Source organism: Candidatus Arsenophonus triatominarum, assembly GCF_001640365.1.
GTDB classification, from domain to species: domain Bacteria; phylum Pseudomonadota; class Gammaproteobacteria; order Enterobacterales; family Enterobacteriaceae; genus Arsenophonus; species Arsenophonus triatominarum.
In genome coordinates, this window is sequence record NZ_LWMI01000006.1 from 276,918 (window position 1) to 291,567 (window position 14,650).

Consider the following 14,650-nt stretch of genomic DNA (forward strand, 5'->3'; position numbering starts at 1 on the left):
GCTGAAAATTGAAACACACATTATTGAAAAATAGTGTGGAGAACTCTCAAAACTCCAATCAGTTGGGTTTTTGTTGTCATGATGAAAGCGTTATGAGCGAGCAGTCAGCCATTCGAGACGGCCAGCGCACAGCGAGCACTGCCCAATAAAGAATGGGTGGAGAGGTGCCCATAACCTAGCAAAAAGGCAGCGTAAGACACCTTCGGGTTGTGAGGTTAAGCGAATTAAGCGTACACGGTGGATGCCTAGGCAGTCAGAGGCGATGAAGGACGTGCTAATCTGCGAAAAGCGTCGGTAAGCTGATATGAAGCGTACTAGCCGGCGATGTCCGAATGGGGAAACCCAGTGCATTGATGCACTATCGTTTGATGAATCCATAGTCAAATGAGGCGAACCGGGGGAACTGAAACATCTCAGTACCCCGAGGAAAAGAAATCAACCGAGATTCCCCCAGTAGCGGCGAGCGAACGGGGAGCAGCCCAGAGTCAACATCAAAATTTACCGCAGGAGAAGGGTCTGGAAAGGCCCGCAATAAAGGGTGATAGCCCCGTATCTGAAGCGGTAAGTGTTGTGAGCTCGAAGAGTAGGGCGGGACACGTGTTATCCTGTCTGAATATGGGGGGACCATCCTCCAAGGCTAAATACTCCTGACTGACCGATAGTGAACCAGTACCGTGAGGGAAAGGCGAAAAGAACCCCGGTGAGGGGAGTGAAATAGAACCTGAAACCGTGTACGTACAAGCAGTAGGAGCATCCGAAAGGGTGTGACTGCGTACCTTTTGTATAATGGGTCAGCGACTTATATTCTGTAGCAAGGTTAACCGCATAGGGGAGCCGTAGGGAAACCGAGTCTTAACTGGGCGTTAAGTTGCAGGGTATAGACCCGAAACCCGGTGATCTAGCCATGGGCAGGTTGAAGGTTGGGTAACACTAACTGGAGGACCGAACCGACTAATGTTGAAAAATTAGCGGATGACTTGTGGCTGGGGGTGAAAGGCCAATCAAACCGGGAGATAGCTGGTTCTCCCCGAAAGCTATTTAGGTAGCGCCTCGTGAATTCATCTTCGGGGGTAGAGCACTGTTTCGGCTAGGGGGTCATCCCGACTTACCAACCCGATGCAAACTACGAATACCGAAGAATGTTATCACGGGAGACACACGGCGGGTGCTAACGTCCGTCGTGAAGAGGGAAACAACCCAGACCGCCAGCTAAGGTCCCAAAGTCATGGTTAAGTGGGAAACGAAGTGGGAAGGCTTAGACAGCCAGGATGTTGGCTTAGAAGCAGCCATCATTTAAAGAAAGCGTAATAGCTCACTGGTCGAGTCGGCCTGCGCGGAAGATGTAACGGGGCTAAACCATGCACCGAAGCTGCGGCAGCGACACTTAGGTGTTGTTGGGTAGGGGAGCGTTCTGTAAGCTGTAGAAGGTGGACTGAGAGGTCTGCTGGAGGTATCAGAAGTGCGAATGCTGACATAAGTAACGATAAAGCGGGTGAAAAACCCGCTCGCCGAAAGACCAAGGGTTCCTGTCCAACGTTAATCGGGGCAGGGTAAGTCGACCCCTAAGGCGAGGCTGAAAAGCGTAGTCGATGGGAAACGGGTTAATATTCCCGTACTAAGGGTTACTGCGAAGGGGGGACGGAGAAGGCTAGGCTATCCGGGCGACGGTTGTCCCGGTTTAAGCGAGTAGGTGGGTAGTGCAGGCAAATCCGCACTGCTACAACACTGAGACGTGATGACGAGCCACTAAGGTGGTGAAGTAGTTGATGCCCAGCTTCCAGGAAAAGCCTCTAAGCGATAGGTAATCATTAATCGTACCCCAAACCGACACAGGTGGTTAGGTAGAGAATACTCAGGCGCTTGAGAGAACTCGGGTGAAGGAACTAGGCAAAATGGTGCCGTAACTTCGGGAGAAGGCACGCTGGCATTAGGTGAAGGGTCTTGCATCCGGAGCGGAAGCCAGTCGAAGATACCAGCTGGCTGCAACTGTTTATTAAAAACACAGCACTGTGCAAACACGAAAGTGGACGTATACGGTGTGACGCCTGCCCGGTGCTGGAAGGTTAATTGATGGGGTAAGCCGTAAGGCGAAGCTCTTGATCGAAGCCCCAGTAAACGGCGGCCGTAACTATAACGGTCCTAAGGTAGCGAAATTCCTTGTCGGGTAAGTTCCGACCTGCACGAATGGCGTAATGATGGCCAGGCTGTCTCCACCCGAGACTCAGTGAAATTGAACTCGCTGTGAAGATGCAGTGTACCCGCGGCAAGACGGAAAGACCCCGTGAACCTTTACTATAGCTTGACACTGAACATTGAGCCTTGATGTGTAGGATAGGTGGGAGGCTTTGAAGTGTGGACGCCAGTCTGCATGGAGCCGACGTTGAAATACCACCCTTTAATGTTTGATGTTCTAACTTAGGCCCGTAACCCGGGCTGAGGACAGTGTCTGGTGGGTAGTTTGACTGGGGCGGTCTCCTCCCAAAGCGTAACGGAGGAGCACGAAGGTTGGCTAATCACGGTCGGACATCGTGAGGTTAGTGCAAAGGCATAAGCCAGCTTGACTGCGAGCGTGACAGCGCGAGCAGGTACGAAAGTAGGTCTTAGTGATCCGGTGGTTCTGAATGGAAGGGCCATCGCTCAACGGATAAAAGGTACTCCGGGGATAACAGGCTGATACCGCCCAAGAGTTCATATCGACGGCGGTGTTTGGCACCTCGATGTCGGCTCATCACATCCTGGGGCTGAAGTAGGTCCCAAGGGTATGGCTGTTCGCCATTTAAAGTGGTACGCGAGCTGGGTTTAGAACGTCGTGAGACAGTTCGGTCCCTATCTGTCGTGGGCGAAGGAAGATTGAGGGGGGCTGCTCCTAGTACGAGAGGACCGGAGTGGACGCACCACTGGTGTACAGGTTGTCATGCCAATGGCATCGCCTGGTAGCTAAGTGTGGAAGAGATAACCGCTGAAAGCATCTAAGCGGGAAACTTGCCTCAAGATGAGTCTTCCCTGACAGTAATGTCCTATAAGGGGTGTTCGAGACGAGGACGTAGATAGGCTGGGTGTGTAAGCGTAGCGATACGTTGAGCTAACCAGTACTAATGACCCGAGAGGCTTAACCTAACAACACCGAAGGTGTTTTTGAGAGAGAGAATTTTAGCTTGTTCAGAGATTGAATCTGGTCGAATTTTGCTGATGGCAGAGACTTGGTCGCGTACTGAGGTAGGTGAGCAGGCTGAAAGGCAGCGAAATGAGACGGGATAAATAAAAAAGAATTTGTCTGGCGGCAATAGCGCGGTGGTCCCACCTGACCCCATGTCGAACTCAGAAGTGAAATGCCGTAGCGCCGATGGTAGTGTGGGGTCTCCCCATGTGAGAGTAGGGAGCTGCCAGACTTTAATTATGTAACGAGTTTCGCACCAATAAAAAAACGCTCTATTTTTAAGTTTAATTCAGCATAATATATAAATAGACAAAATCTTATAAATTAAAAGCAACTTATTGTAATTTAAACAAATTTATACGTTTTAGTAACTTGCAAATTAACCATCTATTCCGTTCCTTATCTCAACCTTCAACATAATTTTGGCAAAATTTAGAAGAAAATAAAAAGGATTTCATCATGGCGCAGGTTAATGAGTAACCATTTCGGGTATTAATTTCTTATACATCAAGGTATTTTATCTCTATCATGTCCGTTTATTTCTCAGAAAGGAATTTCCTAACTTGCCATCATATTCACGCTGCGTAGAGTTACTTCCGCGCAGTGCTTAGCTTTAACGGCAGTGTTTGAGTCAATTAAGGGAAAGTGCACGGGTCTGTCGGTTGCCGATTTGTAGTGGTCAACTAAAATTGGCCACTACAGTATCGAGTAGTAAAAAAGAGCTGAAATGTACGGCTAGACTATCCTCTGTAACCAGCTAAATTACACGTGAAAATTGACGTTGACGCATTTGGTTGCGCAAATAAATATCAAAACACATACATATATTACGGATTAATAATCGGCCTTTAGGGGTAATTTGTAGCTGTCTTTGACCAACAATCACCAAACTATCTGCTATCATCGGTTGTAATAACTGTAAATCTGCAGAAAAATAATTTTTAAAATCAATCTGATAGCAATCTTCAATTTGACCATAATCTAAATGAAAATTGCAGATTAAAGTTTTGATGACATCACGCCGAATACAGTCATCTTGTGTCAAAGATAAACCTTTCCATAATGCATGTTGATGATTTTCAATGGCCTGATAGTAGGCGCTTAAATCTTTTTGATTTTGTGCATAATGATCTCCTAACATGCTAATTGCTGACACGCCAAGTCCGAGTAGATCACAGTTTTGCTGAGTGGTATAGCCCTGAAAATTACGATGTAAAACCCCATTACGTTGTGCAATAGCCAGTTCGTCGTTAGGTTTAGCAAAATGATCCATACCAATAAATTGGTAACCATTTTGTGTCAAGGTAAAAATCGTTTGCTGCAAAATAGCCAGTTTTTGTTCCGCTGTCGGTAAATCTTGCGGTTTTATTTTGCGTTGTGCAGCAAAGAGAGCCGGTAAATGGGCATAATTAAACACACTTAAACGATCAGGCGAAAGGGTTAATACTCGCTCCAAAGTAAAAGCAAAAGTTTCCGCTGTCTGTTTCGGTAAACCATAAATCAAATCGATACTGGTAGTAAACCCCGTGTCTCTGGCACGTTGAATCAAAGCGAAAATAAAATCTTCATCCTGCTGACGGTTAACTAAATGCTGTACCTGTTTATTAAAATCCTGTACGCCCATACTCAAGCGGTTAAAACCCTCGTAGCGCAAGTGATCAATAACATCCAATTCTATTTCTCGCGGATCAATTTCAATTGATATTTCGGCATCGGTGGCAAAATGAAAATGTGATTTCAACATTGCCAATAGTTGACTGATCTGGGATTTACTCAAATAGGTTGGTGTCCCACCGCCCCAGTGCATTTGGGTAACAGTTCGATTAGTAAATAATTTCGCTTGTTCTATGATCTCTTTTGCTAAAACCAGCAGATAGTTATCTACTTTATGTTTATGCCGAGTCACCAACTTATTACAGCCACAGAAATAACACAGCTTATAACAAAACGGAATGTGTACATAGAGAGACAGGGGCCTGTCAGGATAGCGACTGGCAGCAATAGCAAAATTACTATCACTATAGTGTTGATTAAATTCTAACGCAGTAGGATAAGATGTATATCTGGGCCCAGCATAGTTATATTTTTGAATAAGAGAAAGATCCCAAATAATACCCTGCTCTGACATATTTTTATCCTTTAATAATAACATCTGCTATCTTATAGCCAGACTCACATTACTGTATTTGTTGCTACTATCTTAACTTATGAGAGATTATCTTAAGATGATGTAAATGGAATAATAATCCAATTAACCAAACTATTTAAGATCAGTAATAAATATTACTATTTTATTAGGCAATAACACCCATTTTTACTATTACATAGTCATGAAAAACAATGCTTACTTCCCTTTCAAAAGCCGCATAATAGCATCCAGTTTATCATCATCTTCTTCGTCATCAAGCTCAATACCAACTATTTTCAGCAAAGTATCAATGCGATCCAATTTACCATCAACATAAGCCATTTCCTCTTTGGCCAACTTTTTACCTTCTTCAAGATCAGTTAGTAACGGCCAGACGTTCATCATTTTCCTATAATACCAACTCTTCTGCGGGTGATAATATGTATTAGTCTTAACTTAATCTGACAATTCTGATTTAAAAAAGAGCGTTACCGGTTTTAATTAACATCATTAGATAATTAAATAAAAGGTAATTCTATAAATATAAAGTCGGGTTACTTAACCTCGCTGAAGAGCTTAATAACGTCTCAAAAGCCTGTAAGATTATGGGGGTATCCCGAGATACGTTTTATCGCTACCAGGAACTTGTGTAGTGGTCAACTAAAATTGGCCACCCTACCTGACTGTTCACGGAACAGTCGCTCTGATTCGTTTGGCGTTAATCCACCGTTATACCAGTGAGGTCTTATATCGCTATATAGCTAGGCGACTTAATTTTGATTACAGCATATGTATTAAAAACAGGTCATCGATAGTGCATCCTGTTTCCATCTTTTTACGTTTAGCTTGAGACCATTTATGTTCTATAGGATTTAAATCTGGTGAATACACAGGCAAATATTCTATCTGGTGTCCTGCGTTTATAATTGCCTGTTCAATATTCTTACCTTTGTGAAAGCTAGCGTTGTCCATAAAAATAACAGAATTTTCAGGAAGTTCTGGGAGCAATATTTTTGTGATCCAAACATAAAAAACATCACGGTTAATATTGCAATCAAATAATCCGATAGCAAAAAGGGTTGTTCCCAATAAAGCGCCAATAACATTTGTTCTTCCCTTAGCACCCCAGTTTTTCAGGCCAAAACAACGGTGACCTTTTGGGGAATAGCCGTGAGTTCGTGGAGTGTCATGTGAAAAACCACTTTCATCAATAAAAACAACAGATTTATCTTTTTTTTCATACTGTTGTCTTTTTTGCTGATGTGCCAGCCTGTCGCTTTCGTTGGTTTTTGGATGGAATAGAGTTTTTTTTTATAGGTTAATCCCAGCTTTTTAAGGGATTGCCAAATAGTCTTTTTACAAACACCGAATCGCTCTGCCCGTTCCTTTTGGTAAGCATCTGGATACTGTTCCACATCTTTTGCTAAAGCATTTTTATCGAGCTTCCTCTTACGTGGCGTTGAATTTTTTGGCTCTGGTCGTTTAAGCCAACGTACTAAAGACGCTTTTCCAATACGGAATTGTTTCGCAGTTTCTCGAATTGTTAAACCTTCGGCTTTCCTTACAGATATTACTTTACGTCGAAAATCAATTGTATAACTCATAACACACCTTGTAATCAAAATTAAGTCGCCTAGCTATATTGGCGCTTTATTGGGAACAACCCTTTTTGCTATCGGATTATTTGATTGCAATATTAACCGTGATGTTTTTTATGTTTGGATCACAAAAATATTGCTCCCAGAACTTCCTGAAAATTCTGTTATTTTTATGGACAACGCTAGCTTTCACAAAGGTAAGAATATTGAACAGGCAATTATAAACGCAGGACACCAGATAGAATATTTGCCTGTGTATTCACCAGATTTAAATCCTATAGAACATAAATGGTCTCAAGCTAAACGTAAAAAGATGGAAACAGGATGCACTATCGATGACCTGTTTTTAATACATATGCTGTAATCAAAATTAAGTCGCCTAGCTATAACAAAATCCTATGGTTATTTGCATTAGGACATGAGTTATCGTGATATTCAAAAACATGTTGCAGAATTATATGGACTGGAAATATCAGATGGAGCTATTACGCATATTACTGACAAATTACTCCCTGAATTAAAAGCCTGGAAACAACGCACTCTGGAGGCGCTCTATCTTTTTGTCTGGCTCGATGCCATTCATTACAACACGAGTTTCGCACAGGCATATAAAATTCCAGAAATGGCTTAAAAGCAATGGTTAATTTGCAAGTTACTAAAACGTATAAATTTGTTTAACTTACAATAAGTTGCTTTTAATTTATAAGATTTTGTCTATTTATGTATTATGCTGAATTAAACTTAAAAATAGAGCGTTTTTTTATTGGAGCGAAACTCGTGTATTTGAATAGCAAGACTTTCACTTTATTTCTTATCCCGAACTCAGGTTAAGATAGCTGATACCGATTCGAAATCACCTGCACTGGTATAAATGAAGTTTTTTGGCTCTTTAGCCAAGGTTAATAGTGTAGTGGCGTTGCGATAGTTAGGCTAACGGCTATGATTATGAGTTTTTTTCTCATTAGTTTTTTGATGATAGTAAACATGATCCACACGTTCATTACTTGTAAGTCAAAATTTAGCATAAAAGAATACCTGACGCGCTATGTTTTTAATTCGCGGCAACAGCCTTAGTTTAATACGCAGCAGCAAGATAATCTTACAAGTATTAGATGAAAGAAAATCCTGATTGTTACTGAACAAATAGCAATTAATATTACTATGAAAATTTATTGTGAGGTATTTAGAAGTTGGGTAAATATAACAGTATTAAATGATTAATGTTTATTATTGATTTTGGTGATCCTTACTAAAACATAATCGCCAACGTTAACCTGAGTAAGGTAGCTGAAGGGTAATTGTTGTAATCAACATTGTCGTCACTATTAAATCATAAGTATAACTAATAAATATAAACGACAAATTTTTATTAAGCACAAAAGATATGCTAATTCTTTTTTACTATTGGTGAGTGAGAAGTAATCCCTTTTTATTTAATTAATTATAAAAAACATTTTCTCATAAAAATATAGAATATTATTTTATATATTAAAAATACAATATTTCAGAATAAAAAACCAACTATTCATTTATGGAGTGTATATTTCTTTACACTATTAATAGATTTTTGATAGGGTAATTTTACTTACTTCTATAGGATGGAGTAGTTATATGATTGCACGTTTTTTACTCAAGCGGGGACAAGTAGCTTTACGCTGGTAAATTAAAGTAGGGTTAATGGAAAGCATAGCAAGAATATTTTTGTTTTAGCGTCAGGGAGTGATTTTGTGAGAGTTTTTTGCTGTTTTCTCATCGTAATGAAAACTTGTTTATCGATATTTGAACTTAAATTTTTATTATATTTTTTCTTGATAAATAAATTATTAAATAATGTCATCCAGGTTAATTATTTTGAAAATTTATTTTATCTAAATGCTTTTCTTTTAGATGATAAACAAAATTATCAGATTAATACTGCTGTTGGGTAATATCGATGAATGCTTTTTACACTGATTAATGATGAATAACCCATTTCTGCCTAATAAATTTTTGCACTGTGGTGCAGTGATATGGCTTTTTATTTGTTTGTTGTTAATAGCATTATTAGCATTGCTACCTAATGTACGATTTAGCGACAATATTTTAACATGGTTACCGCAAAAAAAATTAAACGATTTGACAGCCTCGCTTGACAATGATTTTATGCAGCCGTTCGAGCGACATTTAATGTGGTTGATAAGTCCGGGAAAACAGCCAGATCCATCTGCTGCAGAACATTGGTTAGCATTGCTGCGCCTTGAACCCGGTATTAGTTATGTTAAAGGCCCAATTGATATTCAACGGCGGAAACAATTAGAAGAAAGCGTTCTTTCGGATTGTCGTGAAGGTGAACAACTTCCTGGGGAACCAGTATTAAAAAATCATAATAATGCGCATGCTCAGTGGATAATTTCTCAAATTTATGACGTTTTTTCTGATAATAACAAAAATTCTATTATTGATCCCCCAATACTTATGCCTAATACGTGGCAAAAGTTAGCACAAAATACTAGTCAGTTATGTCTACAAAATGGCTGGATTATAATACAAGATTATCACGGGCAATATTGGTATCTGATTTATGGAGAGCTGATAGATTCATCTTTTAGTATGCATAAGATTGATCAGTTAGTAACGAATTTAGAAGCCCGAGCGAAACAATTTACGGTTGATTATCCACAGGTACAAATTTTATCACGTGGTACTATGCTGTATAGTGATTATAAGAACCAGCAGATAGAACAGGATATTTTTATTTTTGGCACTATTGCCGTACTAGGAATGGGGGCACTAATATTGATTGTTTTTCGTTCTCTTCAATCATTATTACTTTGTTTTTTATCAGTTGGTATTGGTGCGCTAGTTGCTAATATTACTACGTTATTCGTTTTTGGTGAATTATATTTGATTACGTTAGTAATGAATATAAGCATTATAGGATTATCTGTAAACTATCCCCTTTACTATCTTACAGAACGGATGCTTTATGGCCATAAAACAGATCCTTGGCAAAGTCTTAAAAAAATACAAGCGACATTATTATTAGTACTTATTACTACTATAACTGCTTATATTATTATGATGTTTACGCCATTTCCTGAAATTTGCCAAATGGTATTTTTTTCTGCGGCAAGTTTTATTGGCTCATATTTAACGGTTGTTTTTTGGTTTCCATGGTTATGTCGTGGCATACCAGTAAGAACAATACCAGCTAAGACTTTCATGTCGCTCTGGTTTAGAGCTTGGCAACGATACAAAATGTTACGTATTGGATTACCACTTTTGGTTGGTGTAGTGTCATTAAGTGGATTGGCAATGTTTAAAATTAATGATAATGCATCTTCGCTTCAGGTATTGCCTTCAGTAATTTTATCTCAGGAAGTTATCATAAGTTTAACCAGTGACAATAATGATCAAAAATGGTTTGTAATCTATGGTGATAATTCTAAAGAAACATTTAAGCGTCTTAAAGCTTTTATTATGAAACTTAATATAGCGAAAAAACGTGGTTGGTTGACAAATTATCATCTTATTCCGTTTGACTCAGAACAAAATAAATATCCCGATACGGCCTTTATTCGAGATCTTACTATAATAGAAGACCAAGCCAATCATTATACAATTAATGTCTTAGAAAAATTAAAGATGACTGTAATGCTAAATCAAATTGAGCAAAATGCTGAAAATTCAGTCAGTGACAGTTGGCGTTTGATATGGACAACTTTGGTGGATGGTAGAAATGGTATTTTGATTCCGGTAGATGGCGTCAAAAATAGTGTTGCACTTTCAGTCTTAGCTGAAGTGCTTCCAGGAGTAGTATGGATAGATAGTAAAGCGGTATTTAATGAAGTATTTACACTATATTGTATGATTATTGCAGGATTGCTATTCGCGGCACTTGGAGTGATTGCTGCCTGTATGATAGCTAAATTGGGCTTATGTCATGGGATGATTAGTTTATTACCTTCAATATTGTCATTAATCAGTAGCCTTGCCATGCTTGCGTTTACTGGGCATTGTCTAAATATTTTTTCGTTATTAACTTTGGTTTTAGTGCTGGGTATTGGTGTTAATTATACATTTTTTTTGAGTAACGCTAATAATGAACCACTTAGCTCTTTATTTACTATTACGCTAGCTATGATAACAACACTTTTGACGTTAAGTGTACTAATTTTTAGTAATAGCTTAACAATTAGTAGTTTTGGTATTGTTTCATGTAGTGGGATTTTTGTTGCGTATATGTTATCACCAATGGTAATGTTTAAATGTAAAGAAAAAAATCACTATAAAATTTAGCATTTAATTTTTTTGAATATTATTTTTATTTATCATATTGTTATGTTCTATATTCAGTCGCATTCAGAGACTATTGACACCATAAATTTTTAATTCCAACCTAATTTACTATTAACTAAAACCGCGGTAATATTAAATTTTTGTTGACATAAATCTTTTTGCTAAGTAGATTTCGAATGCCATACTAGCAAGAGTTTCGCACAAAACTAATTTGGGTACGTTAATAAAACACGGATGTGCTCAGTAATAGCATTTTTGATTACGTCCCAATTTTGTTGATAAAGGGTTATTTTTTCAGATGTACGACGTTTATGTTGTTCAAACCACGCAGAAATAGCGAGAAAAATATGATTTCTTTGCGCTCGTGCGAGCCTGACAGCGTTCAATACCACAATTTTGTTTAACTTCTCGATGATAAACTTCAACAGACCAACGGGCATCCATGATAGATTTGACGTATTGACGGGTGGGATTGTCTTTGTTTGTTACTAAGTAATCAATACGGCCGTTTTTGGCTGTAAATTTGAAAACAGCCACCCAACCATAACCTCGTAAGTGTATTGGAGTTCCTTCTTCTGAGATGTCTAACTTGTTCAGTTGTTTGTTATGGTTAAAATCCTATCTTTCCTCAGCGTGGTTACCCAGACCCAACCATGAGAGCGAATTGATTTCAGATTATCCAGGCTAGAATACCAGGCATCCATCACTACCGCTTCTGGTATGATCCCTCTTTTTTTAGCAAGAGCGAGCATTTCGGAAAAGTGCGTGTTTTTTGTTTTTCCATCGGAATCTTTATCATAAATACGATAATCAATAGGAATTGATCCAACAGTTGTTAGATTATGCCAACGTAAATTAACTAAACCTATGCCAGCAATAACATCATGTTCATTACCTGAATATTGATAATGGACCATCTCTATTTTTTTACTACGTGTTTTGGCAATCAATGTATCATCGGCAATTAGTACGCAAGGGCTTTTTTTGTCTATAGAGGGTTGAACTAATCGCCATAAGTCTTTAGTTTAGGTCGAAAACATCTACTTTTAGCCATCGGCTAACAGTGTCATGATATAAAGGCGATGGGCTTACTTCTGATAACGCCAAACCAGACTATCTTACACTGCTTACTTGTAAGAATCACGAGTTTCGCACCAATAAAAAAACGCTCTATTTTTAAGTTTAATTCAGCATAATATATAAATAGACAAAATCTTATAAATTAAAAGCAACTTATTGTAATTTAAACAAATTTATACGTTTTAGTAACTTGCAAATTAACCATTGCTTTTAAGCCATTTCTGGAATTTTATATGCCTGCGCGAAACTCGTGGATGAATTGGATGCTCAGGATCTGGGAAAATACTGCATGCAGCGATAAATAGACAGCCTAGAAAGCGATTATCGCTGACTTTTTGAGCACTGGTTAACGGGCTAATAGTTTTTCTTCCGGCGAAAGTTCGTCATTGAGTTGTATCTGCCGGTGTCAGGTCTCAATTTGTTGACTATGGTGACGTAAACAATCATAAAGCAACGCTTCATCATTTGGCTAAAATTGACGCGATTTATTAAATTCTATTTTAAGTTTATTAAGTAATATTTCAATATTACAGCCAAGGCCGTGTTGTTCTAACAGTTGTAGTACAGAGTTCAGTACTTGCTCACGTTGCATGTTTATTTCCCTTGCCGTTGCGTAATTTGTTCTAAATGCTGATAGAACATTTTGCTATTCATAAAACCATAAACCCGTGAATTAGGTAATTCGATGCCTTTATCATCATAGAAAATAATAGTGGGTAATCCATAGACATCGAGATATTGTAAAAGAGATTTTTGTTCAGCATTATTTTCTGTCACATTGGCTTGCAGTAATAACATATTATCCAGTTTACTTTTGACCTTGGGATCACTAAAGGTGTATTTTTCAAACTCCTTACAGGCGACACACCAATCAGCATAAAAATCAAGCATAACTATTTTGCTAGTATTATTGTTTATTGCTTGTTTGATTTCTTGCCAATTTTTTACTTGTTTAAACTTTAAATCCATATGGCTTTGTGGTCTTGAGATGGCAGATATTTGCCAAATTCCATTTTGTAACGGTTGGGCTGCTATGATAGCCAATAGTAAAAATAAGATCTGACCAATCCGCGCCCGGCTGTTATGTTTCTTAAGTAATAGGATGAATACCCATAAACAAAATGCAGTTATTAATAAACTGCTTAACCTAAGACTCCAGATCTCGCCAAAAATCCGTTCGAGTAAGAAAATGGGTAACGCTAAGATCACAAAGCCAAACGCTTCTTTAACATATTGCATCCAAGGACCGCTACGAGGAAGTAGTCGATGGCCAAATAATATTATGCCAATGAGTGGCAGCCCCATACCTAATGCATATAGGTAAAGTGTTAGACCTCCGATTAACAGATCTCCGCTTTGGGCAATATAAAGCAAAATAGCACTGAGTGGCGCTGTGGTACAGGGAGAACAGATAAGTCCGGCCAGTGCACCCATAATAAATACACCAAAATAAGATCCTGCTTTTTGGTGGTCGCTCCAATTGATCAGTTTTGTTTGCAGTGAAGATGTTAGCTGTAGGTTATAAAAACCAAACATGGAAAATGCCAGCAGAATAAACAGAATGGAAATTATGATCAAAACATAGGGGTGCTGAAGTGCGGCTTGAAATGATAAACCGGCCGCTGCAACAATTAGCCCCAACAGGGTATAAGTGAGAGCCATTCCTTGAACATAACTAAAAGCTAACCAAAAGATTTTTATTAAACTTTTGGGTCTTTGCTTACCTAATATAATACCTGAAATTAAAGGGTACATCGGTAAAACGCAAGGAGTAAATACAACACCAATACCGAATAGCAGTGCCCATAAAGGTGAAAAAGGTTGCTCTGTTTTTCCGCTAGTCGCTTTTTTCGCTGAAGAGTTAGCGTTTAGTTGAACAAATTTATTGGTGGCTAGCGATTTTTTGGTGGCAATGACGGAGCTAAGTGGAATAATTTTTGTTTCTGGAGGATAACAGTAGCCGGCAGCTGCACACCCTTGATATTTCACTTCAATATTGGCTTGGTCTGTGGCACGGATAATAGGAATATTAATAACTAAATTATTAAAATAAACAACTGTTTTACCAAAAAATTCATCTTCATGATATTTTCCTTTTGGTAATTGATATTTACCGAGCTTGGCATGACTGGGAAGGAATTTTATCTGTTTTTGATAGAGATAATAGCCAGGCTGTATTTGCCAGTTCACTATTAATTTGTTTTCTTTTTGTTCAAAATCAAACACGAAGGCTTGATCAGCAGAGAGCAATTGATTCATTCCTCCTTTTTCAAAAATAGCATATGCTGCGGTTGATAAAAGGAATGTCCCACACAGTATTAGTAATAAGCCTAAAACATAAACACGTCTCTGCATAATAGATTTAAAAATAGCTGTTAAATTTAAAAATAAGATAATTATTGAACTATA

6 protein-coding genes, 2 rRNA genes and 5 pseudogenes are annotated in these 14,650 nt (G+C 38.6%); 7 read left to right on the forward strand and 6 right to left on the reverse strand.

Features of this window, described 5'->3' with window-relative positions:
• Positions 1-213 precede the first annotated feature (213 nt).
• The 3 genes and pseudogenes from AYJ55_RS04250 to AYJ55_RS32620 all read left to right on the forward strand — a co-directional run.
• Positions 214-3,117: ribosomal RNA gene (locus tag AYJ55_RS04250) — 23S ribosomal RNA — on the forward strand.
• 156 nt (positions 3,118-3,273) lie between these two features.
• A 5S ribosomal RNA gene (rrf, locus tag AYJ55_RS04255) occupies positions 3,274-3,389 on the forward strand.
• Between the two features lie 274 nt (positions 3,390-3,663).
• Positions 3,664-3,827 (forward strand): annotated as a pseudogene (locus tag AYJ55_RS32620) (IS982 family transposase); the annotation flags it as partial.
• Positions 3,828-3,914: 87 nt separating this feature from the next.
• Here the strand turns inward: AYJ55_RS32620 and hemN are convergent.
• Positions 3,915-5,285: an oxygen-independent coproporphyrinogen III oxidase gene (gene hemN, locus AYJ55_RS04260; protein WP_063654457.1), complete on the reverse strand. Its 1,371-nt coding sequence runs from the start codon at positions 5,283-5,285 to the stop codon at positions 3,915-3,917.
• A gap of 216 nt (positions 5,286-5,501) precedes the next feature.
• Entirely contained in the window at positions 5,502-5,687 is a 186-nt protein-coding gene (locus AYJ55_RS04265) for a GTPase-activating protein (RefSeq protein WP_063654459.1), read from the reverse strand.
• Between the two features lie 137 nt (positions 5,688-5,824).
• Between AYJ55_RS04265 and AYJ55_RS24910 the strand changes: the two are divergent.
• Positions 5,825-5,935, forward strand: a pseudogene (locus tag AYJ55_RS24910) (helix-turn-helix domain-containing protein); the annotation flags it as partial.
• A 130-nt stretch (positions 5,936-6,065) separates the two neighbouring features.
• Here the strand turns inward: AYJ55_RS24910 and AYJ55_RS24915 are convergent.
• A complete protein-coding gene (locus AYJ55_RS24915; protein WP_063653499.1) occupies positions 6,066-6,554 on the reverse strand; it encodes an IS630 family transposase in 489 nt (162 codons plus the stop codon).
• Positions 6,555-6,571: 17 nt separating this feature from the next.
• Positions 6,572-6,889, reverse strand: a pseudogene (locus AYJ55_RS32625) (IS630 transposase-related protein); the annotation flags it as partial.
• Between the two features lie 37 nt (positions 6,890-6,926).
• Here AYJ55_RS32625 and AYJ55_RS04275 point away from each other — a divergent pair.
• The 3 genes and pseudogenes from AYJ55_RS04275 to AYJ55_RS04290 all read left to right on the forward strand — a co-directional run bounded on the left by AYJ55_RS04275 (position 6,927) and on the right by AYJ55_RS04290 (position 11,161).
• Positions 6,927-7,247: a transposase gene (locus AYJ55_RS04275; RefSeq protein WP_063657841.1), complete on the forward strand. Its 321-nt coding sequence runs from the start codon at positions 6,927-6,929 to the stop codon at positions 7,245-7,247.
• 26 nt (positions 7,248-7,273) lie between these two features.
• A pseudogene (locus AYJ55_RS04280) lies at positions 7,274-7,469 on the forward strand (transposase); the annotation flags it as partial.
• A 1,529-nt stretch (positions 7,470-8,998) separates the two neighbouring features.
• Entirely contained in the window at positions 8,999-11,161 is a 2,163-nt protein-coding gene (locus AYJ55_RS04290; RefSeq protein ID WP_187153168.1) for an MMPL family transporter, read from the forward strand.
• 206 nt (positions 11,162-11,367) lie between these two features.
• On the opposite strand, the pseudogene AYJ55_RS35540 reads toward AYJ55_RS04290, so the two are convergent.
• Together AYJ55_RS35540 and AYJ55_RS04305 are read right to left on the reverse strand one after the other, a co-directional pair.
• A pseudogene (locus AYJ55_RS35540) lies at positions 11,368-12,301 on the reverse strand (IS701 family transposase); the annotation flags it as partial.
• 534 nt (positions 12,302-12,835) lie between these two features.
• A complete protein-coding gene (locus AYJ55_RS04305; protein ID WP_063654466.1) occupies positions 12,836-14,596 on the reverse strand; it encodes a protein-disulfide reductase DsbD in 1,761 nt (586 codons plus the stop codon).
• Positions 14,597-14,650 lie beyond the last annotated feature (54 nt).